This window comes from Thermococcus sp. AM4 (assembly GCF_000151205.2).
GTDB lineage: Archaea > Methanobacteriota_B > Thermococci > Thermococcales > Thermococcaceae > Thermococcus.
Genome location: NC_016051.1, coordinates 16340 through 36889, shown reverse-complemented (window position 1 = coordinate 36889; position 20550 = coordinate 16340). Strand labels below are relative to the sequence as shown.

The 20550-nt window shown below is 56.1% G+C and carries 25 protein-coding genes; 6 read left to right on the top strand and 19 right to left on the bottom strand.

The genetic code is table 11. The annotated features are described in order from the left end of the window. Window positions 1-2 precede the first annotated feature (2 nt). The gene (locus TAM4_RS00205; RefSeq protein ID WP_014121216.1) at window positions 3-527 is read right to left on the bottom strand and encodes a gamma carbonic anhydrase family protein; all 525 of its coding nucleotides are present in this window, start codon (window positions 525-527) and stop codon (window positions 3-5) included. Window positions 528-622: 95 nt separating this feature from the next. On the opposite strand from TAM4_RS00205, the gene hjc reads away from it, so the two are divergent. After that, window positions 623-1036: a Holliday junction resolvase Hjc gene (hjc, locus tag TAM4_RS00200; RefSeq protein ID WP_014121215.1), complete on the top strand. Its 414-nt coding sequence runs from the start codon at window positions 623-625 to the stop codon at window positions 1034-1036. Beyond that, window positions 1026-2603, top strand: a complete 1578-nt coding sequence (locus TAM4_RS00195; protein WP_014121214.1) for a carboxypeptidase regulatory-like domain-containing protein — start codon at window positions 1026-1028, stop codon at window positions 2601-2603. Before hjc ends, TAM4_RS00195 begins: the two co-directional genes overlap by 11 nt. On the opposite strand, the gene TAM4_RS00190 is transcribed toward TAM4_RS00195, so the two are convergent. From TAM4_RS00190 to TAM4_RS00120, 15 genes are all read right to left on the bottom strand, one after another. Further along, window positions 2532-3146 carry a DUF996 domain-containing protein gene (locus TAM4_RS00190; protein ID WP_048149517.1) on the bottom strand — a complete coding sequence of 205 codons (615 nt, stop codon included), beginning with the start codon at window positions 3144-3146 and terminating at the stop codon, window positions 2532-2534. The two genes, TAM4_RS00195 and TAM4_RS00190, sit on opposite strands and share 72 nt — an antisense overlap. 61 nt (window positions 3147-3207) lie before the next feature. After that, on the bottom strand, window positions 3208-3888 hold the full coding sequence (gene nuoI / locus TAM4_RS00185; RefSeq protein WP_014121213.1) for an NADH-quinone oxidoreductase subunit NuoI: 681 nt from the start codon (window positions 3886-3888) through the stop codon (window positions 3208-3210). Window positions 3889-3893: 5 nt separating this feature from the next. After that, a complete protein-coding gene (locus TAM4_RS00180; protein WP_014121212.1) occupies window positions 3894-5078 on the bottom strand; it encodes an NADH-quinone oxidoreductase subunit D in 1185 nt (394 codons plus the stop codon). 10 nt (window positions 5079-5088) lie between these two features. Then, window positions 5089-5688 (bottom strand): NADH-quinone oxidoreductase subunit C, encoded by a 600-nt coding sequence (locus TAM4_RS00175; protein WP_014121211.1) that lies wholly within the window; start codon window positions 5686-5688, stop codon window positions 5089-5091. After that, the gene (locus TAM4_RS00170) at window positions 5679-6263 is read right to left on the bottom strand and encodes an NADH-quinone oxidoreductase subunit B family protein (RefSeq protein WP_014121210.1); all 585 of its coding nucleotides are present in this window, start codon (window positions 6261-6263) and stop codon (window positions 5679-5681) included. The genes TAM4_RS00175 and TAM4_RS00170 overlap by 10 nt, the downstream gene beginning before the upstream one ends. A 10-nt stretch (window positions 6264-6273) precedes the next feature. Beyond that, complete coding sequence (locus tag TAM4_RS00165; protein ID WP_014121209.1) at window positions 6274-7167, bottom strand: respiratory chain complex I subunit 1 family protein; 894 nt, start codon at window positions 7165-7167, stop codon at window positions 6274-6276. Next, entirely contained in the window at window positions 7168-9042 is a 1875-nt protein-coding gene (locus tag TAM4_RS00160; RefSeq protein WP_014121208.1) for a proton-conducting transporter membrane subunit, read from the bottom strand. Further along, the gene (locus tag TAM4_RS00155; protein ID WP_014121207.1) at window positions 9042-10529 is read right to left on the bottom strand and encodes a proton-conducting transporter membrane subunit; all 1488 of its coding nucleotides are present in this window, start codon (window positions 10527-10529) and stop codon (window positions 9042-9044) included. Before TAM4_RS00155 ends, TAM4_RS00160 begins: the two co-directional genes overlap by 1 nt. Then, entirely contained in the window at window positions 10526-10882 is a 357-nt protein-coding gene (locus tag TAM4_RS00150; RefSeq protein ID WP_014121206.1) for an NADH-quinone oxidoreductase subunit K, read from the bottom strand. The genes TAM4_RS00155 and TAM4_RS00150 overlap by 4 nt, the downstream gene beginning before the upstream one ends. Next, window positions 10879-11586 (bottom strand): Na(+)/H(+) antiporter subunit B, encoded by a 708-nt coding sequence (locus TAM4_RS00145; RefSeq protein WP_014121205.1) that lies wholly within the window; start codon window positions 11584-11586, stop codon window positions 10879-10881. The genes TAM4_RS00150 and TAM4_RS00145 overlap by 4 nt, the downstream gene beginning before the upstream one ends. Before the next feature lie 2 nt (window positions 11587-11588). Then, a complete protein-coding gene (locus tag TAM4_RS00140; protein WP_014121204.1) occupies window positions 11589-11873 on the bottom strand; it encodes a DUF4040 domain-containing protein in 285 nt (94 codons plus the stop codon). Then, complete coding sequence (gene mnhG, locus TAM4_RS00135) at window positions 11870-12268, bottom strand: monovalent cation/H(+) antiporter subunit G (RefSeq protein WP_014121203.1); 399 nt, start codon at window positions 12266-12268, stop codon at window positions 11870-11872. Before mnhG ends, TAM4_RS00140 begins: the two co-directional genes overlap by 4 nt. After that, window positions 12265-12519 carry a monovalent cation/H+ antiporter complex subunit F gene (locus TAM4_RS00130; RefSeq protein ID WP_014121202.1) on the bottom strand — a complete coding sequence of 85 codons (255 nt, stop codon included), beginning with the start codon at window positions 12517-12519 and terminating at the stop codon, window positions 12265-12267. The genes mnhG and TAM4_RS00130 overlap by 4 nt, the downstream gene beginning before the upstream one ends. Further along, on the bottom strand, window positions 12516-13049 hold the full coding sequence (locus tag TAM4_RS00125; RefSeq protein WP_014121201.1) for a Na+/H+ antiporter subunit E: 534 nt from the start codon (window positions 13047-13049) through the stop codon (window positions 12516-12518). The genes TAM4_RS00130 and TAM4_RS00125 overlap by 4 nt, the downstream gene beginning before the upstream one ends. Before the next feature lie 199 nt (window positions 13050-13248). After that, window positions 13249-13749, bottom strand: coding sequence for an ACT domain-containing protein (locus tag TAM4_RS00120; RefSeq protein WP_014121200.1), 501 nt, complete (start codon window positions 13747-13749; stop codon window positions 13249-13251). A gap of 144 nt (window positions 13750-13893) precedes the next feature. Between TAM4_RS00120 and TAM4_RS00115 the strand changes: the two genes are divergently transcribed. From TAM4_RS00115 to TAM4_RS00105, 3 genes are read left to right on the top strand one after another with little or no spacing between them, the layout of a single operon-like run. Continuing rightward, on the top strand, window positions 13894-15153 hold the full coding sequence (locus TAM4_RS00115) for a radical SAM protein (protein WP_014121199.1): 1260 nt from the start codon (window positions 13894-13896) through the stop codon (window positions 15151-15153). A gap of 45 nt (window positions 15154-15198) precedes the next feature. Next, window positions 15199-15870: a hypothetical protein gene (locus TAM4_RS00110; RefSeq protein ID WP_014121198.1), complete on the top strand. Its 672-nt coding sequence runs from the start codon at window positions 15199-15201 to the stop codon at window positions 15868-15870. 14 nt (window positions 15871-15884) lie between these two features. Continuing rightward, window positions 15885-16562: a hypothetical protein gene (locus tag TAM4_RS00105; RefSeq protein WP_014121197.1), complete on the top strand. Its 678-nt coding sequence runs from the start codon at window positions 15885-15887 to the stop codon at window positions 16560-16562. Between the two features lie 67 nt (window positions 16563-16629). Here TAM4_RS00105 and TAM4_RS00100 read toward each other — a convergent pair whose 3' ends face one another. Both TAM4_RS00100 and TAM4_RS00095 read right to left on the bottom strand, forming a co-directional pair. Next, window positions 16630-17199: a stage II sporulation protein M gene (locus tag TAM4_RS00100; RefSeq protein ID WP_014121196.1), complete on the bottom strand. Its 570-nt coding sequence runs from the start codon at window positions 17197-17199 to the stop codon at window positions 16630-16632. A gap of 2 nt (window positions 17200-17201) precedes the next feature. Next, a complete protein-coding gene (locus tag TAM4_RS00095) occupies window positions 17202-17480 on the bottom strand; it encodes a lipoate protein ligase C-terminal domain-containing protein (RefSeq protein ID WP_014121195.1) in 279 nt (92 codons plus the stop codon). A 69-nt stretch (window positions 17481-17549) separates the two neighbouring features. Here TAM4_RS00095 and TAM4_RS00090 point away from each other — a divergent pair, with 69 nt between their 5' ends. Next, entirely contained in the window at window positions 17550-19472 is a 1923-nt protein-coding gene (locus TAM4_RS00090) for an arginine--tRNA ligase (RefSeq protein WP_014121194.1), read from the top strand. Here the strand turns inward: TAM4_RS00090 and TAM4_RS00085 are convergent, their stop codons facing one another. Further along, complete coding sequence (locus TAM4_RS00085; RefSeq protein WP_014121193.1) at window positions 19473-20543, bottom strand: ATP-binding protein; 1071 nt, start codon at window positions 20541-20543, stop codon at window positions 19473-19475. Between the last annotated feature and the right edge of the window lie 7 nt (window positions 20544-20550).

Sequence of the window (20550 nt, the reverse complement as noted above, 5' to 3'; positions counted from 1 at the left end):
CCTCACTCGATCCTCTTCCTTGATTTGAGGTGCTTCTCCGCCAGCTCCATGTAGATCTCAGCGTTCTTCTTGGTCCACTCGATTTCCTCCTCGCTGAGCTGCCTCACAACTTTCCCTGGGACACCTATGACGAGGCTGTAGTCGGGGATCTCCTTGCCCGGTGGAACCAGCGCTCCCGCGCCGATGACCACGTGCTTGCCTATCTTGACCCCGTCGAGTATGACCGCGCCCATGCCGATGATGACGTAGTCACCTATCTCGGCCCCGTGAACGACGGCGTTGTGGCCTATGGTGACGTATTTGCCTATTATCGTCGGCTGGCCGTGGGAGGTGTGTATGCTCACGTTGTCCTGAACGTTCGAGCAGCAGCCGATGTATATCTGCTCTATGTCCCCCCTCAGAACCGCGGAAGGCCAGACGCTCGTTTTCTCCTCAAGAACAACGTCGCCTATGATGGAAGCGCTCTCATCGATAAAAGCCGTCGGATGAATCTTGGGTTTCTTTCCTTCCAGCTCGTAAACGGCCATTTCACCCACCCCCGCGTGAGTTGGATGGACGGCTTATAAACCTAACCGGGAACAGGTATATAAGGCCGGGTGATCGAATAGGGGTGTGTTGAGCCATGAGGTACAGGAGAGGGGCCAGCGCGGAGAGGGAACTCATACACAAACTTGAAGAGCTCGGCTTCGCGGTCGTCAGATCCGCGGGGAGCAAGAAGGTTGACGTTATAGCCGGAAACGGAAAGCTGTACCTCTGCATAGAGGTCAAGAGCACCAAGGGCAGGAGAATCTACCTAAGCGGGGAAGACCTCGAAAAGCTCCTCTCGTTCTCGCAAAGGTTCGGGGGAAAGCCCTACATAGCGGTAAAGTTCATCGGACGGGAGTGGAGGTTCTTCCGGGCGGAGGACATCTCCGGAAAGAGAACGGGCAAGAACTACCGCATAGACTACGGTGATGCCGGCATGAGCCTGGAGGAGGTTGTGGGAAAGCAGAAGAGCCTTCTCGATGTAATAAAGGGTGGTGGGAATGAAGGTTAAAGCCTCGATCCTCCTGATCGTCCTCCTCGCCTCGATGGTTCCCCTGAGCGGCGTTGCCGCCTCGGTGTCCTTCGACGTTTCACCCGTTAAGGAGGTCATCAGCGCGCCGCCTGGGTCAATAGTCTCCGTCCCGGTAAGGGTTACCAACACGGGGAGCGAGCCGCTGAGCAACCTGACGCTGTCCCTCGTCTGGAACATGGAGAACGGCCTCTACGTGGTGAACAAGACCGTTTACGTGGGGGTGAACGAGAGCAGGGTCTTCGACCTGACGCTGAAGGTTCCCGAGCTGCCCTCAGGGGACTACAACGTGACCGTCCGCGGAACCCTCGGAAACGTCAGCGTCGAGAGAAAGCTCGTCCTCCGCGTTGAGAAGGAGATCCTCTACACCCTGTCAATCGACGTCGGAGAGCGCTACATCTACGGGAACAACGTGAAGATAGGGTTCTCACTGGTTTCCCACTCCAACGATAGGATAATCGGGCCGATATGGATGAAGGTCTACAGGAACGGAACTATCGTCGCCGAGAAGACGGAGATAACGTACCTGGACCCTGGAGAGAAGTGGAACTACACCCTCGTGCTCACCAAGCCCAAGATCGGCATCTACAGCGTCACTCTGTCTGCGAACATGTCCGGCGTTTACAGGAAGGTCGAGAAAACCTTCGTGGTCTACCGGCGGAGGTTCACTTACCGGGCCTGGTACTCCGACGGCGAGCTGAAGGTTCAGGTCAAGCTCATCAACGGCTCGCCCGTGAAGGGCATCGAGGTCACCGTGAACGGGTTAAAGCTGAAGACCGATGAGAACGGTCTCGTTCGGTATCCAACCACTTCGCCCGGCCTCTACGAGATAGAGCTCAACCTCGACGGCGTCGTCGAGAAAACAGCCCTCTACGTGGGGAGGCTCTTCATAAACTACGAGGTGAAAGGCAGCACCCTTGAACTGAGGGTTCTCGACTCCAACGGAAACCCAGTCCCCAACGTAACCCTTAGCATAGCCGGCCCCAAGGGGGAGTACCAGGCCGTAACGGACGGAGAAGGCAGGGCGTCGCTCCCTCTCAGCGCGCTCGGATACGGCACGATATCGATAACCGCCAGCGCCGAGAACTACGTTGGATCCAGCCTGACCATCGCTGTGCCGCCCCCCTCGTCGACGACGACCTCCATCAGAACCACCACGACGACATCATCAAGCACCACGAGCACATCAGAGAGCAGTTCAACAACTGAAACGGGACTTCCCTCCGGGCGTACTTCTGAAAAGCAGGCCGGCATCAGCTGGGGTCTCGTAGGTTCACTTCTCCTTGGACTGGCAGTGTTCGGTGGAAGCTTTTACCTGGCCTTCCTGAGGCCCCATATCATAGAGGAGGAGCTTGGGAAGTACTACTTCGTGAAGCTCAGGGCACCGAGGCTCGTCCCCCTACGGAACTTCCGGTGGGAGAAGGGGATGAACGCGGTCGAGGTCAGGGCGACGAAAGGAAACGCAAAGATCGAGGGATCAAAGGTCGTCTGGAGCATAGACGAGCTGGAACCCGGGGGAGAGGCCATCCTCCAGGTGGTTCTCGGGTGAGCCCTTTTCTACCTTTTCTATTTCATCCGGCATCTTTGCGAAGCCAACCAGGGCAAAGACGTAGCCGAGCAGGATCAGGAACGCCCCAACGATCACGAATATCAACACGGCACCCCACTTGAAGAGCCTCGCGGCCCATCCGAACTCCCCCACTCCCGTGATCTCGTGCATCGCCGAGAAACTCTTCATCAGGAAGTAGGAATGAAGGGCAATCAGCGAAAACATCCCAAGGAACATCGCGACTATTGCCCCCCAGCTAACGTCAGGCGGCACATCGGCGAGGAACTCGTCCAGGTAGCCAGTGAAGAGAAGGGCCACCGCAAAGACAATCGCGAGCACAAACAGGCCGACAAAACCAATGAGCCCGTAGCGGAAGGGTCGCCCGTCGTCGAGTTTGTTCCCTATATCCCTGAGGGCCATCAGCAGAACGATAACGCCAGCTATGTAGAGGAGAAGATCCATTCCAGGAGGGGCGATTCTGGTGAGGAGCATCAGGCTGAAACCAGAGACACCGAGCATCTTCTCGGTTCTCACGTTTACCATTCGCCATCCCCGGAAAACGAAAAAAGAACGATTTAAAAATTTGCCGGCAAAAGAAAAAGCCTCACTGGGAGGATTTCTCTTCCTTCTCGGCCGGCTTTGATTCCTTCTTTTCGGCGGGTTTGCTGGTCTCCTTCTTTGCAGTGGACTTGATGGCGGGTTTGGCGGGGGTGGGCTTCTTGGGCGGCCTTATGCCGTAGCCGATTATCTTGAACTCTATTGTCTCGCCGTCACGGAGGTGGTAGACGTAGGTTCCGTCCGCCTTCCTCTCGATCTTGACGACCGGGAAGCGGTAGTCGCCGTACTTCTCGTTGAGCTCCCTGACCTTGTCCGGGTGAATCGGCACCCAGTTGAAGAGCTCAAGGGCATCCTCAGTTCCGTCGGTCGTCAGGATGTAGGCCTCGCTGAAGCCGAGCGCCCCCGTCGGGCAGACGTCTACACAGAACTGGCAGAAGGTACAGCGCCCGTAGTCGACCTTCGGGTGGGGCCTCTTCTCCATCTTGCCGTCCACTTCGAGCCAGGTCATCTCTATTGCCCTTGCCGGGCATATCTGGCCGCAGAAGTTACAGCCTACACATTTCTTCCAGTCGAGCGTGTGGAATCCCCTGTACTTTGGAGCCGGCTCTATCTTCTCAAAGGGTATCTTTATCGTTACCGGCTTCTTGAAGAGGTACTTGATGCCCATCCAGGGCTTGACGAAGGACTTCTTGAGCTTGACCTTTTCCTCACCAACGACTCTCGCCATACTCATCACCTGTCTATGTCGGGCGGACAGTTGTCAAGGGTCTTCAATATGACCGGCACGTCGGCGAGGCGGGCTCCCTTGAGGAGCTCCTCAAGCACAGTAACCCCATGGCTCTGGCTCGGTCCGCGTATGTGGACGCGGTAGGGCTTGTGGCTTCCGTCGCTGACGACGTAGGCTCCGAAGTCGCCCTTTGTGCTCTCGACGTGGGCGTAGGCGTCTCCTGCCGGAACCTTGAACCTCGGCAGGTTCTTGAGCTTGGGGTCCTTTACCATGTAGGGCCCGCTCGGCGGCCCCATGTCGAGGAGCTGCTCCAGTATGTAGAGGTCCTGCTCCAGCTCGTACCTCCTGACGAGAACCCTCGCGAGGCTGTCGCCTTCCTTGAGAACGGGCACCTCGAAGTCGAGCTCGGGGTAGAGGTAATAGGGGTCGTCCTTCCTGACGTCGTAGGGAACGCCGACAGCTCTAAGATTCGGACCCGTGACGGCGTGCTTGAGGGCGAACTTCTTGTCCATAACGCCAACGCCCTCAGTCCTCTCGAAGGTTATGTAGTTGTCAAAGAGTATCTCATCGAAGTCCTTGAGCTTGGATTTAACGTATTCAACGGTGTCCCTCAACTGCCTCAGCCACTTGTCACCCGGTATGTCCCTCCTGACTCCTCCGGGAACGGTGTAGATGTGGTAAACCCTCCCGCCGGTGAGCTCCTCGAAGAGGCGCATGAACCTCTCACGGTAGGCGGCCGCCCACTGACCCGCTGTGTAGAGGCCTATCTCGTTTCCAAAGCCCATTATCCAGAACATCCAGGCTGAAACCCTCGCCATCTCGAGAACGGTCGTTCTAATCCATATCGCCCTCTCGGGAACCTCCCAGCCGATGATTTCATCGACAGCCATAGAGTAGATGTTCTCGGGCACGTCGCTCTCGGGAACACAGATTCTAAGCAGTAGGGCGATGTTGGTGAAGTAGGGCCTCTGCTCGGCGAGCTTCTCGAAACCTCTGTGAAGGAATCCGGGGTTGACTATGGCCTTTTCAACCCTGTTGCCGTCCATCTTGAGGATTATGCTGAAGTTCTCGGTGGCCATGTGCTGCGGACCGAAGAACAACTCGTAGGTGTCCTTCGCTATGGGTGTTAGATACATGTCGTGCTTTCTCGCTTCCTCCCTAAGCTCCTTTGGAACCTCCAAATTCGCCATGAGCATCACCTCATATCACGTAGTTCGTCTTACTCTCGTCGTACCTGTCGAAATCGTCACCGTAGATGGCCTTGACGTAGCTCAGCGTGTTGAAGTCCTTCCTGAACGGGTGCTTCTCGTATTCGCGCGGCTCGAGGATGAACGGCCCAAGTCTCGGGTTGCCCTTGAAGTTTATGCCGAAGAACTCGTGCGCTTCCCTCTCGTAGGTCTCCGCCACCGGCCAGATGTCCATTACAGTGGGCATCTCCGCGTTCTCCCTTGGAATCCTCGTCTTGACGAAGGCGTGAACGCTCTCGCTGACGCTCCAAAGCTGGTAGACAAGCTCAAACTCACCCTCCTTGAGCCAGTCGACAACGCTTATCTGAATGAGCATCTCGAACCTCTCGCTCGCCAGCTCGAGGAACTCGTGTATCTTCTCGGCAGGGACCCTGAACTCCACCCTTCTCTCGCGCCTGACGCTTCCCTCAGCGTAAGGGGCCTTTCCGAGGAGCTCCCTCACGAGCCTGCCCTCCTTGGTGTCCGGGAACTCGGGCTTGGCCTCCTGTGTCTCCTGAGGAGCCTCCTCAACGGTCTCAACCTTGTTCTTAACTTCCTTATCGTTCACAGCCATGCCAACCACCTCTTGGCGTCCTTCTCACGCCATCCCTCTCCAAAGAGCTCGTCCTGGTTCTTCCTGTACCACTCGTAGTTCTCTCTATACCTCTTCCAGCCGTCGGCTTCCCCGGTCTCTATCTTCCTCATTATCTCCCTGATACCGTCCATCACCGCCTCGGGCCTCGGCATGCAGCCGGCTATCGCCACATCGATCGGGATGTACTTGTCGAGCTGTTTGACGACGTTGTAGGAGTCCCAGTAGACGCCGCCGTTGATCGGGCAGGAGCCATGAGCTAAGACGTACTTGGGATCCTGCATCATCTCGTAGGTTATGATGATCCTCTTCAGCGTTTTTGGAGTGACGTAGCCCGTAATCAGGAACAGGTCGGCCATCCTCGGGGCGGGGTTGGGCATCATACCGAACCTCTCGAGGTCGTAGCGAGCTGTAAAGAGGGGCGGCATCTCTATACCGCCGCAGCCCGTACAGAACGCCACTATCCAGAGGCTCTTCTTTCTCGCCCACCTGAACAGGGGCTCGAATAGCTTGAACTCCTGAAGTTCATAGCTTATGAAACCATCGTTCTCGCTCATCCACACCACCTCACATCGTCAGCAACACGGCTATTATTCCCAGTATCGTCGGCCACTTCCAGAAGAACTTCGCGGCCTGGTCGATGGTGAAGCGCGGGTAGATGCTGGCTATGAATATCGCGATGAAGAGCACCGCTATCTGCTTCACGAGGAGCTCGAGCAGGTTACTGGCCCCGCCGAGGAACAGTATCGCGAAGAAGGCAGTCTCCGCAAACAGCTGAACCGCGTGCTGTGTGAAGAGCAAAGCGGCGTGTTTTCCACCGTACTCGACCATCGGACCCATCGAGATTTCCGCGGGAGCTGTGATTATGTCGAAGGGCTCGAGGCCGAGCATCGCCTGGAAGACTATGTCGAAGACCACCATCGCTATCAGGAGAGCCGGGACGAGAATGCTCCAGCCGTGAAGGCTCTGGAGGGCGACGATGTCGCTGAGCTTGAAGCTGCCGTAGTACTGGATCAGCGCTATCAGCGCGAGGCCGTACGGTAACTGCATGGCCACCATCGTGAGCAGGCCACGCTGGACACCGACGGCAGAGTAGGGGTTTCCAGAGCTCATGGCACCGAGCATTATTCCCAGCATCGGCACCTCGAGGAGGTAGGCAACGACGATTAAATCGGCGTTGCTGCTGAAGAGCTGGAAGTTGGCTATCGGAAGGAAGAGTAAAGCCGTTATGCTAGCCCCAAGGGCGAATATCGGCCCAAAGTCGTAGATGAAGCCGTGGCTGACGCTTTCCTTCTTGCCGAGAAGCTTAAGCGTGTCTATTATGGGCTGGTAGATCGGTGGCCCGATCCTCCTCTGTATCCTCGCCATGGCCTTCCTCTCGATACCCATGAAGATGAAGCCCACGAAGGTCGCGTAGATTATCATGCCTATAGCCTCGAGGATCAGCTTCCAGTCGAACATTCACAACACCCCCCACAGCGCTAAGATCAGCAGCACGATCGCGAGGTACCATGAGTAGCTCTGGACGTTTCCGTTGTAGAAGCCCTCCCTCAGTGAGTCTGCGAAGTCCTCCGCCATCCTGGCCAGCCTGGCGTAGAACCTGTCGAAGCTGTATCTGAGCCAGAACTCAAGGGCTTCGGCTAGAGGCCTGTAGAAGTTCCTCCTTATGCTGAGGTTGTAGTCCTCCGTTACGGGGTTACCAGACTGGTATGTGTCGGTAACCGGGATCTTCCTCGCTTTAGCGCCGTAGATGTAGATCAGTCCCGCTATGGCGAGGCCGACAACGAGGATCAGGGTGACGCTGAGCGCGTTGTAGGTTCCAACTCCCGTGCTTATCGAGTAGTAGCCGTTGGCAGCAACGCCGCTGTTGGGGATGAACTTGTTGATGAGCTTCACCGCAAGTCCTGGGGCTATGCCGAAGACGATGTTGGGGATCGCGAGTATCGCCATGCCTATGAGGAGCGGGAGCGGGGCCTCCTCAACGTCTTCAAGATCGCTGGGCCTCTGGCCGAACCAGATGGAGTAGAGGAACCTGACGACGTAGGCAAAAGCTAAACCGCTGCCCAGGAATATGGCGCCGGCGACGAGCGGCATGTGTGCACTGATCGCTGCCTCGTAGATCAGCCACTTGCTGGCGAAGCCCGCCATCGGCGGAATTCCCGCCAGGCTGAGAACCGCTATCAGGGCCATGGCGAAGGTCACCGGCATCTTCTCAGCTAAGCCGCCGAAGTCCTCGAACTTGGTCTTGCCCGTCCGGAGGATTAAGGCGGCGGTGATCAGCCAGAAGAGGCCCTTGAAGACCGCGTGGCTGAGGATGTGGAAGAACGCCCCGGCGAAACCGATCCCGCTTCCGATTCCAAGGGCGAGGACTATGTAACCGACCTGGCTGACAGAGGAGTAAGCGAGGAGCTTCCTGAGGTCCTCCTGGAGAACCGCCAAGAAACCCGCGACTACAACCGTTATCGCTCCGAGCCACGCGAGGATGTACGTGAACACCATATGCCCATGGAAGGTTCCCATGTCGACGTAGAGCTTGATGCCGAGGAGTATGAACATGAGGACGAAACCGTAGACACCGGCCTTGCTTAAAGCGCCGCTGAAGAAGCTCGTGTAGCTCTGGTTGGTCTCGCTGTAGGCATCGGGCGCCCAGACGTGGAGCGGCCAGGTCCCGGCCTTAACGCCGAAGGCAAGGAGGAATAGCGCGTAAACCAGTATCGTGTCGGTCTTGGTGAGTGGAACCATGCCGTAGATGGAGTTGTAGATCATCCCCCTGAGTGACTGGAACTCCAGCGTTCCGGTCTTGGCGTAGAGGATCGCTATGGCCAGGAGCATTGCGTAGGCGCCGATTATGCTGAGCACGAAGTACTTGAGCGAGGCCCCCTTGTTGTAGCGGAGCACCATCATAAAGCTCGCGAAGGTCATGAGCTCCCAGAACAGGAAGAAGCCCGCGAAGTCCCCGCTGAGGAACACACCTAGCAGTCCGGAGACGCTGAAGAGGGCGAACATCCACTCGTAGCCGCTCCTCGAGGTCGAGACCATGCCGAAGGCCATGGCGGCGGCGACAACGGCGGCAACCGCTGAAAGGTACCACGACATGTAGCCGAGGTGGAAGAACAGCTTGAAGACGCCGGTGTCAACGGTCCACTTTATTCCGTCCCCGAGCCTTCCGTAGGTGATGGCTATGATCACGAGCGGCGAAAGGCCACCGATGAGCCCAAAGACGTCCTTAAGCTCTCCGAATGAATCCCTGTCAAGGAGCCAGGCGATGACTCCGCTGACCGCTGGGATGAAGAGGAGGAGAGGGATGGCATGTCCAACTATCCAGTCAACGAACATCATGGTCCCACCCCCATCAACGGAACGTTCTTGACGTAGTTAACCACGTTGAAGATGTCCTCTCCAGCCTTCTGGGACACCGTCCAGAAGTAGTTGGGGTAGATTCCTATGAAGAGTATCAGCAGCACCAGGAAGAGCGCGATGGTGCCTATCGCGAGGTTCTCCCTGATCCTTCCCTCGCCCTCTCCGAACCATATCGTGTGTATCAGCCTGATGTAATAGACGGCCTCGACGACGCTCGCACCGAGGATCAAAGCGACTCCCCAGGTGTAGCCCGCCTCTACGCCCGCTATGAGGATCCTGATCTTGCTCCAGAAGATGTTGAACAGCGGTATTCCAACGGCGGCAAGGGAGCCGACCGTTATTGCGAAGGCCGTCAGGGGCATCCTCCTGCCGAGGCCGGAGAACTTCTCGATCCCGGTTCCGCCGAGGGTTATTCCAACGTAGCCGACCGTCAGGAAGAGGAGGGCCTTAACTATGGCGTGGTTGATCATGTGAAAGACTCCAGCCTCGACGCCCGCCTGCGTGCCCAAGGCTAGGGCAAAGGCTATCATTCCAACCTGGCTTATCGAGGAGTAAGCTATCATCCTCTTGACGTCCTTCTGCCTCAGAGCCGAGAACTCGGCAACGAACACCGTAAGCGCCGCCATTATGACGACCATCTTGAGCACTGAACCCCAGCCGCTGGCGTTCTGCATTATGTAGAGCAGCCTCGCGGCCGCGTAAAGGCCGGCCTTGACGACGAAGGCAGAGAACATGACCGTTACCGGATGAGGGGCGGCCTGGTAAGCGTCTGGCGCCCACGCGTTGAGCGGGAAGAGCTCGGCCTCAACCGCTAAGCCGAAGATGAGGAGGGCCAGGCCTATCTGGGCAACCGTGCCGTTTACTCCCCCGATTAGCTGGGCCAGCTGGGCCATGTTGAGCGTCCCGGTCGCGCCGTAGATCAGGGCTATGCCGATGAGGAAGAAGCTCGAGCCGATTCCACCGAGGATCATGTACTTGAGCGAAGCCTCGGCCGCCTCACCGGTCTTGTTGTAGGCGGTCAGCGCGTAGGCAGTTATTGCGGTTATCTCCATGAAGACGAAGAGGTTGAAGATGTCGCCGGTCGCTATCATGCCCGTCGAACCGAGCATGAGCAGGAGGAAGAGCATGGCGTACTTGTCGATGGGCTCGGTCTCAATCGCCTCGAGGCTGAAGACGGCCATGAAAAGGCTTATGATCGCGACGATGAGGACGAAGAGTGCCGCGAAGGAACCAACGTAGAGGTTTATTCCAACCGGTGGCTTCCATCCGCCCGCCATGACTATCATTGGCTTGCCGGTGCGGTAGACGTTTACGAAGACGGCTCCAGCGATTGCGGTCTGGATCAGGGTTACCGCTATGAGGTAGTACTTAACCGCCCTCTTGCCGAATCCCTTGATCAGGGGAACGAAGAAGGCACTTATGAGCGGAACCGCGATGAGGAGCGAAGCGTACTGCGCGTTCATCCTCTCAACCTCCTTATCTCCTCAACGTTAAGCGTTCCGTACTTCTCGTACAGGATTATGGCAACGCTCAGGGCCATGGCGGTCGTGGCAACACCGATAACTATCGCCGTGAGAACCAGCGCCTGCGGAATCGGATCGACGGCCTTTGAAGCCGTTATTCCTTCGCTCAGGATTGGCGCACTCCTGCCCGAGACGTAGCCTATGCTTATGAGGAGCAGGTTAACGCCGGTTTCCATAATGCTGAGCCCGATGAGCATCTTAAGGACATTCTTCTTGACGAGGACCGCGTAGAGGCCAATGAGCACGAGGGCTATCGCGCCAAAGTAGTAGACGCTTATGTGGGGAACGTTCATTCGCTCACCCCCTCCTTGAGCATGTTGTCGATGATGCCGCTCAGTTCAGTTCCCACCTTGATGCCTATCAGCGTGTAGATTATCGGTATGAAGCCGCCGCTGAAGAGCCTGCCGATGTTGCTCTGCCCCCAGCCCCAGGTCTGCCATATCCAGTCGAAGAGGAAGTAGCCGCCTATGGCTAGGCCTATGAGACCGACCGCAACGTAGCCCATTCCCGCCAGCCCCTCGGTCTTCTCGAAGACCTTGTGCGGGATCTCGTAGGTGACGAAGGCCATGTAGAGCAGCAGGAAGGCGGTGGCGATGGTCGCTCCTCCCGGGAATCCTCCACCCGGTGTGAGGTGTCCGTGAATGAAGATGTATGCACCGAAGAGAACCACGAAGGGGAACAGCAGAGAAGTCCCCGTCGTCAGGACAACGGAACCCTCTGTTCTGGCAGTTCTCTTTTTCTTCTTCCTCCAGAGAAGTGCACCAACACCGGTTGATGCTATGAAGAGCACGGTAACCTCACCGAGCGTATCGAAACCACGGTAGTTGACGACAACGGCTGTAACTGCGTTTACCGCACCGGTCTGCTCCTTAACGTGTTCGAGGTAGTACCTGCCAACGAGCATCTTGTCCTGCCCGAAGGGAACGCCTGCCAAACCCTGGGCAAGCCAATAACCGATTATGAGCAGGGTGATTATCGCGAGTGCGCGCTTGATCATGTTCACCACCTCACCCACCAGCCGGGCTTCTCCTCATCCTCGGTTTCAAAGCGCTGGGTTCTCTTGATTGCGAAGATGAACACGGCACCGCTGAGGGCAGCGCCTATGGCAGCCTCGGTCATTGCCACGTCCGGGGCCTGGAGCATGAAGAACAGGATCGACGCGAAGAGGCTAACCGCGGCCATTCCAACGGCTGCCGCTAAGAGGTCGCGCCACTCGACCGCGAGAACCGCCGAAAGGATCATGAGGGCGACGATTATGTACTCAACGCAGGTGATACAGTTCATTCGCTCACCTCCTCAGCAGTCTCTTCAGCATTCTCGGCCCCGGTCTTGCTCGCTATGTACTCGTGGTACTTGTCAACGACGCTGCCGTGCCAGAGGGGAATTCCGCTCTTGTAGGCGGCCCTTATGAGCGCGTGGGCGCTTATCGGGTTGGTGAGGAGCAGGAAAACCGCGATGACTATCGTCTTGGTGAGCCAGGCAACGCTTCCGAAGCTGCTTCCGAGGGCCCAGAGGCCAACGCCTATCATGACGCCGAGGCTTCCGAGGGTCGCGCTCTTCGTCGAGGTCTGCATCCTGTTGTAAACGTCGGGCATCCTGATCAGACCGAGCGCCGAGAGGAAGTAGAAGAACGTTCCTATGAGGACCAGGATCTCACCGATGATTGCGAGAGCGTTCATAGGCCTCCCTCCATGTAGCGCGCGAAGGCTATAACGCCTCCAAACGCCAGAACTGCGTAAACCAGAGCCACGTCCAGGAAGATCATGCGCTTGTAGTAGAGGGCGAATAGCACCATCAGGCCCGTGGTTATGGTGGTCATTATATCAACCGCCACGAGCCTGTCCACGGTCGTTGGCCCTCTGAAGACCCTGTACATGCTCAGGAGCGTTGCAATCGCTATGAGTGCGAGATAGACGTTTATCCCTATCATCCGAAGATCACCCTCAGGAACTTTTCAAAGGGGGCCGTTATGCTGGAGGAGGCCCTCTCAACGTGCTCCTCATCGCTCTCCGCGTGGAGAACCTCATCAGGAACCCAGATCCAGTGGATGAAGTAGTTTTCACCGTCGACGTCGAGGGTTATGGTTCCCGGCGTGAGGGTTATCGAGTTGGCCAGGGCGAGCTTGCCGGGGTTCGTCTTCAGGACGGTCTTACAGTGGACTATGCCCGGCCTTATCGGCCTTGCCGGATGGAGAACCCTGTAAGCCACGTCGAGGTTGGCCATGATCATGGCCCACAGGAAGTAGGGTACGTACGCTATCGCGTAGGCGACCCTTCGGGGATGGAGGTTTGCCAGGCCTCTGGTCGTGAAGATCGGATACGTGAAGGCCCCTATCAGCAGGGAAAACACCAATCCCATCGCAAGTTCCTGTGGATCCGTGCTTGCCGTTAGGAACAGCCATATCAAGAACAGGACGATCACTGTGTACAGGTACCTGCTTATTTTGCCCGCTTCTTCCATTTATCAACCCTCCAGAGGTGGTGGAAGTTTAACCGTGAGCTACCGAGGGTTGAAAACAATTGCTTATAAACCTTGCTTGAGGAGAACAAAGGTTTGAAACTTTTGGTTTGATTGGAGGAAGCAAATTTGTCCTTTAATGCATCGGAGGGTTCTTCAGGCTCCATGGTTAAACCAAGGGCTGGAAGAAAAGAACGGGAGCTCAGTATATCGAAATCCTCTTCACTCCCTCAAGTTTGGAGAGCTCGTTGATGAGATCGCCCGGAATCGGTTTCTCCGTGATTATCGTGAGCGTCGCCTCGGGATAGAGCTCTGGATCCTCCGCAACGACCTGGACGATGTTTATCCCCCTGTCCGCTATTTTCTGTGCTATCTTGGCGAGTATCCCCACGGCCCTCGGCTCGGGTTCGATCTCGATGACACCGTAGCCAACGTGCCTGCTAACGTGCTTCATATGGACCGTTGGCTCAAGGTTCGTGTAGATCTCCCTCAAGTCAGGGATCTTGAGTATCATGCTGACGGTCTCCTTGACGACTCTCCTGTCGACGTCGAGGGCCTTGGCTATCTTCGTGTAGGGCACCTCGATGTCACCGGCCTTTATCTTGAGGTCGTCCGAAACCCTGAGGCCATACTTAAGGAGCGTCTTCGCTATGAGCTTCCTCACGGGGTACTCGTCAAAGTAGTGCTCGATCTTTCCCCACATACTCATCACCCATAGTAGTTCATCACTAACCGTTTTGCATCACTGATATTAAAATGTTTCCATGCTCACATGCATCCAGCGGTGACAGTGATGGATTTTTCATCCATCGTTTGCTTTTTAAGTCCCCGTCCCCGAACAAGGGCCATGATAGAGCTCCGCCTGCCGAACTCACGCTTTGAGGATCTCGGTGATAGCGTAAGGCTGATCTGGCGCGAGACCCTCTACGCCGACTTCCCAAAGCGAGAGCTTGAACGGGTCATTCGGAAGAAGTACCGCGTCTCGCCCCAAATAACTGCCAGAGAAGGCGCGCTGATCATAGACACCGACTACGAGAAGGTTGAAGGCTTCATAGCGCTCTACATCCAGAACAACCTCGGAGCCCTGCTGAGGAACCGCTACACGAAGAGAAAGGTCCTCTACATCCATGAAGGGCTTGATGTCCCGCTCCTCGGCTACAACGCCTTTGGCCTAATAGACCGGGGAACGAACCTCATCCAGATAAGGGGCGTGAGCGGCTGTAACCTGAGCTGCATCTTCTGCTCCGTTGATGAGGGGCCGTATTCGCGAACCAGAAAGCTCGACTACGTCGTCGATATCGACTACCTGATGAAGTGGTTCGACGAGGTCGCGAGGATAAAGGGAAAGGGATTGGAGGCCCATCTCGACGGTCAAGGGGAACCTCTTATCTACCCCTTCCGCGTCGAGCTCGTTCAGGCGTTGCGGGAGCACCCGAACGTTTCAGTAATCTCCATGCAGAGCAACGGGACGCTTTTAACTGACAAGCTCGTTGAAGAGCTAGCCGAGGCGGGCCTCGACAGGGTGAACCTGTCAATCCACTCCCTCGACCCTGAAAAGGCGAAGATGCTAATGGGAATGAAGAGCTATGATCTGGAGCACGTTCTGGAGATGGCCGAGGCTCTTGTGAATGCTGGAATAGACGTCCTCATCGCCCCGGTCATAATCTTCGGGATCAACGACGACGAGGCGGAGGCCTTCATAGAGTTCGCCAGAAAAATCGGTGCCGGAAAGCGCTGGCCTGCCCTCGGCTTCCAGAACTACGTCCCCTACAAGTTCGGCAGGAACCCCGTCATAGCCAAGACCGTCCCCTTCAAGGAGTTCTACGCCTGGCTGAGAGGACTGGAGGAGAAAACCGGGATGAGGCCCCTCGTCCTGAAGCCGAGCCACTTCGGCATGGAAAAGCGGGAGTTCATTCCCCTCGCTTTCCGGCCCGGAGAAGTCGTCAAGGCGGAGGTCGTCCTCCCTGGAAGGATTGAAGGTGAAATGCTCGCAAAAGCCAGGAACAGGCTCATCGAGGTCGTTGGAACGAAGGCTCAGGTCGGCGACAGGATAAGGGTGCGGATAGTGAGGACGAGGCACGGGATTTACATCGGAAGGGAAGTCTGAAAAACTTTTTAAAGTAATTTTTTCGACTATTCCCGGTGAGGGCGTATGAAACGCGTAATCCTTGCCATAGGCATCTCAATCCTGATAGTCCTCTCCATCCTCGCCGTGGCAGTCGCCAGTGAATCGACCGTTGTTTCCGAGTTCTCTGGGGAATCCCAGTACGGTGGTTCTCTAATCCTCAACAAATCCGGATGGAGGAGCGCTCCGGAGGATCCGCAAACGGTCTACATTGAAATCGTCGCCCCAAACGTTCGGCTTAAGAAGGCCATTAGAGAGGCCCTCACCAACGTGATCCGCGCCCACAACCTAAAGCCGGTTTACGTCAACGGCTCAATAGAGGACTACGACCTGAAGGGCAGGGTCGTTGTAGTTTACCTGCCCCACGCCTTTTCAAGAGATGACCTCCTCTCCCGTGAGTGCGGCGTTTCGGGAATCCTCTACTACTCCTACCCCGGCGACGCCAAAACTTTCGTCGATATCATGATGAAGCGGAATGTCCCTGAGGAAACAGCGGATACACTCGAAAAGCTCGCCCTTGAGTTGAAGTTTTCGAGCGTTAGGAGGCTTAACAAAGAGCACATTCTCAACCAGACGGTTTCCGTAGCCTACTGGTGGAACCTGAAGGCCAAGGTAGGAAAACTCAAAGACGGGGATCCCTACAAAATGATAGCGGAAGAGATAGCGGCCCAGCTCGATAACTTCCTTAAAAGCTCCTGAATCCGGGGGATACCATGAAGCCGAAAACCCTGATCCTCCTCGGTTTGGTCGTTTCCCTCGTTTTTGCCGCGGTACATGTGACTGTTAACGTCTCCGAGGACTCCAAGGTCGTTTTTAAACACTACGAAAATGTAACGGTCGATGGCAACGTTTCGGTGTTCATACCCGTTGTAACGCTCTCGGCAGGTATGGACGAGGGGACACTCGATGAGTTCTCCCACACCATCCTCAGCGAGGTGAACGGAACGCTAGAATCAAGGGGTCTCAAAGCAGAGTTCCGGGGAGAGGCCCTCAACCTTTACATCCCGGGGGTTCAATTGCCAGAGCCTGAGGGGCCCGTGGTCGTCATCTTCATTCCTTCCTATGGCAGAAAGAGCATGGTTCTCTACGAAGAGTGCCACGCAACCGTCTTACTATACATGAACTCCAACCCCGATCTGGACAGCTACTATTTCAGTATGGCGGGTGACTACTCCTCAAGCGACCACGATCTGGAGCGCTTAGCGGAGGAGCTGTTCAAAAGAGCGCAGATGGGAGAGGTCGGGCCCTACTCCCTGGAGGTGGTTTACTGGAAGGAGCTGAAGGTTAGAACGGCAGGTACCTCCGAGGAGAAATGCTGGAGCGCCCTTGCAGAGAAAATCGGGAAGGAAATTGAAGGGTGGGCAAAAACCCTACACCCTAAGGGATCCTGAGTTCCCGTCCTCGTCTTTCCGTTTTCTTGCTGGAATCCAATCCTCACGCCACCCTCACCATAGAGGTTTAGAGTCCGGCGACCCTGGGCGTTATGAACGCCTCTATGAACGCCGCCACGAGGAGCAGGACGGCGGAGAGGGCGTAGAGCTTCAGCGAGTCGTAAACAACATCAAGGCCCTCCCTTTTCAAAGTTCCCCTGTAAACCAGAATTCCAGCCGCCGCTGCCAGCAGTATCGCGGGAATTTCGAGTATCCCATGGGGGAGCACGGCTAGCATCGCCGTTACCGGACTGATGAGACCCATTGATACGACGACTGCCAAAACGAGGCCGAGGATGAACCCGTTTATCAGAACGATGATCCAGGGCACGATGCCGAAGAATATACCGAGGGCGTACGCGGAGGTTGCGACGGTGAGGTTGTTGACGTATATCGACAGGAAAGCGCCAAAACCCTCCCGATCTCCAACTTTACCGGCTATAGACTTCCCGATATCAACGAAGAGGTTCGTAGCGGTTTTGGGAAAAACGACAGCAACAAGAACGCCCAGAAAGGCGCTCACCACGAACCCGATCGCCAGTCGAATGAGCTGATTTATGACCAGCTCCTTGGCCCTCTCTCCCAGCGAGAGCCTCACCCTCACCCCTCCAGTGCCTTCTTAAGGGCAATCTTGAAGTCCTCGACGTTCACGTAGGGCATCTCAACGTCAAGGCGCATAGCAAAGAACTCGTCAATCAGGTGCTCGAGCTCGTCAAGGCGGTGCCCTTCAAGCTTCTTCTCGAGCTCGTGGACGGTCTCCTCCGGGTGAACGAAGAAGTCCCCCGTAATCTTAACGTGCTCGGCTATCCCGTTCTCCTCGTCGAACTCAATCCTAATGAGACCCTTCTTGGCCTTGTGCTCACCGACGTGGTGCTTCATACCCATCCCCGTTGTAAACTCGCGGGAGAACTTTTTAAAGGTTAGGTAGTAGTGCCGGCGGTGGTGAAGATGGTCTATAAGGAGATACAGGAGAGGGCGAGGCTTTCTCTGAAGAAGGCACTCGACGAGATGCTCACCGAGGCCGGAAAGGAGTGGGACGGCGAGATAACCTTTGATGACACGCCAAGCCTCGAGCTCGGCGACTTCGGAACGGCCATAGCGTTTCAGCTCGCAAGGGTCTTCAGGAAGGCCCCGAAGCTCATAGCGGAGGAGCTCGTCGAGCGCATCGAGAAGCCCGAGGGCATAGTCGAGGTTAAGGCGGTTAACGGCTACATTAACTTCTACGTTGACTACTCCTACTTCGGGCGCGAGCTGGTTGGGGAAATCCTCGGCAAAGGCGAAGCCTACGGTGAGAGCGAAATCGGAAGGGACAAAAAGGTCATCGTCGAGCACACCTCAGTCAATCCGACCAAACCGCTCCACATGGGGCACGCGAGGAACGCGGTTCTCGGCGACACGATGGCGAGGATTATGCGCAGGCTCGGTTACAAGGTTGAAGTCCAGAACTACATCGACGACCTCGGAGTGCAGTTCGCGCAGGTTCTCTGGGGCTACCTCAACATGAAGGAGGAGTTCGAGAGGATTGAGGCAGAGCTGAGGGAGAAGGGCCTGAAGGAGGACTTCATAGACCACGTCATGGGTCTGCTCTACGTCGAGGTCAACAAGCGCATCGAGGAGAACCCAGAGGTGGATAAAGAGGTTCGTGAGCTTATGAAGAAACTCGAAGAGGGAAACAACGAGATAGCCGAAATCGGAAGAAAATTGGCGGAGCGCGTCGTTAAAGCTCAGATGCTCACGACCTACAGAATGGGCATCGCCTACGACCTGCTCAGCTGGGAGAGCGACATAATGCGGAGCGGAATCTTCGAGGAGGCCTACCAACTAATCGAGTCCAACGAGAACTTCTTCTGGGGGAAAGAGGGCAAGTACAAGGGAGCGTTTGTAATGGACCTCAGGAAGCTCTTCCCGGAGATGAAGAACCCCTTCCTCGTTCTCAAAAGGAGCGATGGAACGGCAACCTACACCGGCAAGGACATAGCCTATCACCTCTGGAAGTTCGGCAAGGTAAAGGCTGACATGCTCTACAAGCTCTGGGACAAAACGGAGAGCCATGAGACCTGGACCACCGCCCCTGACGGAGAGAAGATGCCCGGCAGGTTCGGCAGGGGGGACATCGTGATAAACGTCATCGGAGCGGAGCAGAGGCACCCCCAGATGGCGATTAAGTACGCCCTCCAGCTCCTCGGCTTCGAGGAAAGCGCGGAGAACTTCCACCACTTAGCTTACGAGCACGTCGTTAGGCCAGAGGGCAAGTTCTCGGGCAGAAAGGGAACCTGGGTCGGCTTCACCGTTGACGAGGTTCTCAACGAGGCCGTTCAGAGGGCGAGGGAACTGGTTGAGGGGAAGAACCCGAACCTGAGCGAGGAGGAGAAGGATAGGATAGCCGAAGCCGTTGGAGTCGGCGCGGTTCGCTTCAACCTCGTCAAGTACAGCCCTGACAAGGTCATAACCTTCCGCTGGGAGGATGTGCTTAACTTTGAGGGGGAGAGCGCGCCTTACATACAGTACGCCCACGCCCGCTGTGCGTCAATCCTGAGGAAGGCCGGGGAGAGCGGAGTCGAGACCGACTGGAAGGCTCTCCTTGAGAAGGCTGACTTTTCAAAGCTCACCCTCCGCGAAAAGGAGCTCATCAAGCTCCTCGCGAAGTTCCCGGAGGTAATAGAGAGCGCGGGCAGGGACATCAAGCCCCACCTGGTTCCGGCCTACCTCAACGAGCTGGCTTCACTCTTCAACAAGTTCTACATGGACCACCCGGTGCTCAAGGCCGAGGAGGGCGTAAAAGAGGAGCGCCTGCTCCTCGTTTTAGCTGTGAAGCAGGTGCTCAGGAACGGGCTGGAGTTACTCGGCATAGAGGCGCCGGAGAAGATGTGATTAGCCCTTCAATATTTTTTCCACTAGGGGGTCTATTATCCTGTACTCCCCGTTTTCTTTCCTCACCCAGCCCATTTTCTCAAGGTTCTTCAGGAGCGCAGATAGTCTCGCGTTCGTTACCGGCCCGCTTTTTGCTTCCACGTAGTCCTTAACCTCCCTCCAGCGTGAGAGGCCCATTGCTATCGCCCTGAGGATTAGGGAGTACCTTGGAGAGCGCTTTTCGAGTTCAAGGAGCTCTTCCCGTATCATTGCCCGGGCCCTCTCAACGGTTCTCTCCATGGCCCTCTCGAAACTTCCGCTCTTCCAGTAGTTAAACCCAAACTCCACGAGCCAGCCCGGAATGCCGTCGAGCTCATCGACAGCTCTCTTTATTTCTTCTTCCCGAACTCTTAAGCCGACTTCTTCAAATCCTTCCCGCAGGAAAGCCTCTGAGAGTTCCCTCGGAAATGGCTTAACTTCAACTTCTTCGTAGACCCTGCCGAAGAGCGGACTTGAGTAGTCGTCTATACCTATGAAATCGTGGAGGAGGCCGACCTCTGAGCCGGTAAACACGAACCCGAGGTTTGGCAGGGAGTCGTAGGCGTAGGCTATCCCCGCTAAGAGGTCTTTTCCACCCCTCGGTCCGTAGAATCGAAGATACTGGGCCTCATCGAAAGCCAAGACGACCCTCCCGAACTTCTCCCCGAGGCCGTTCAGGAGTTCAAAGACATCTATTATCGTTGTCTCCTTAGGTTTGAGTCTTATCCCGGCCAAATTAACGCTCTCAAGCTTTATCCCGCTCAGAAAACCAAACCTGCCCTTTCCAAGGAGTATCTTTCTAATCTCATCCACAAGAACGGCGGGGCTTATCATCCCTCCACCGGATGCATAGAGTCTCCTCGCGTCGAGGTAAAGGCCGAGACCGTCAAATTCATTAAGAGTCACCCTCAGGAGGGAACTCTTCCCCACCCTCCGGATTCCGATGAGAACCGTTATTGGATACTCCTCAACCCCTTTAATCAGCGAGTTCAGCTCCTTCTCCCTGTCGAAAATCTCCTCCCTCCTGCTCTTCGGCCTCGGGTCAAACAGCATAGGTATC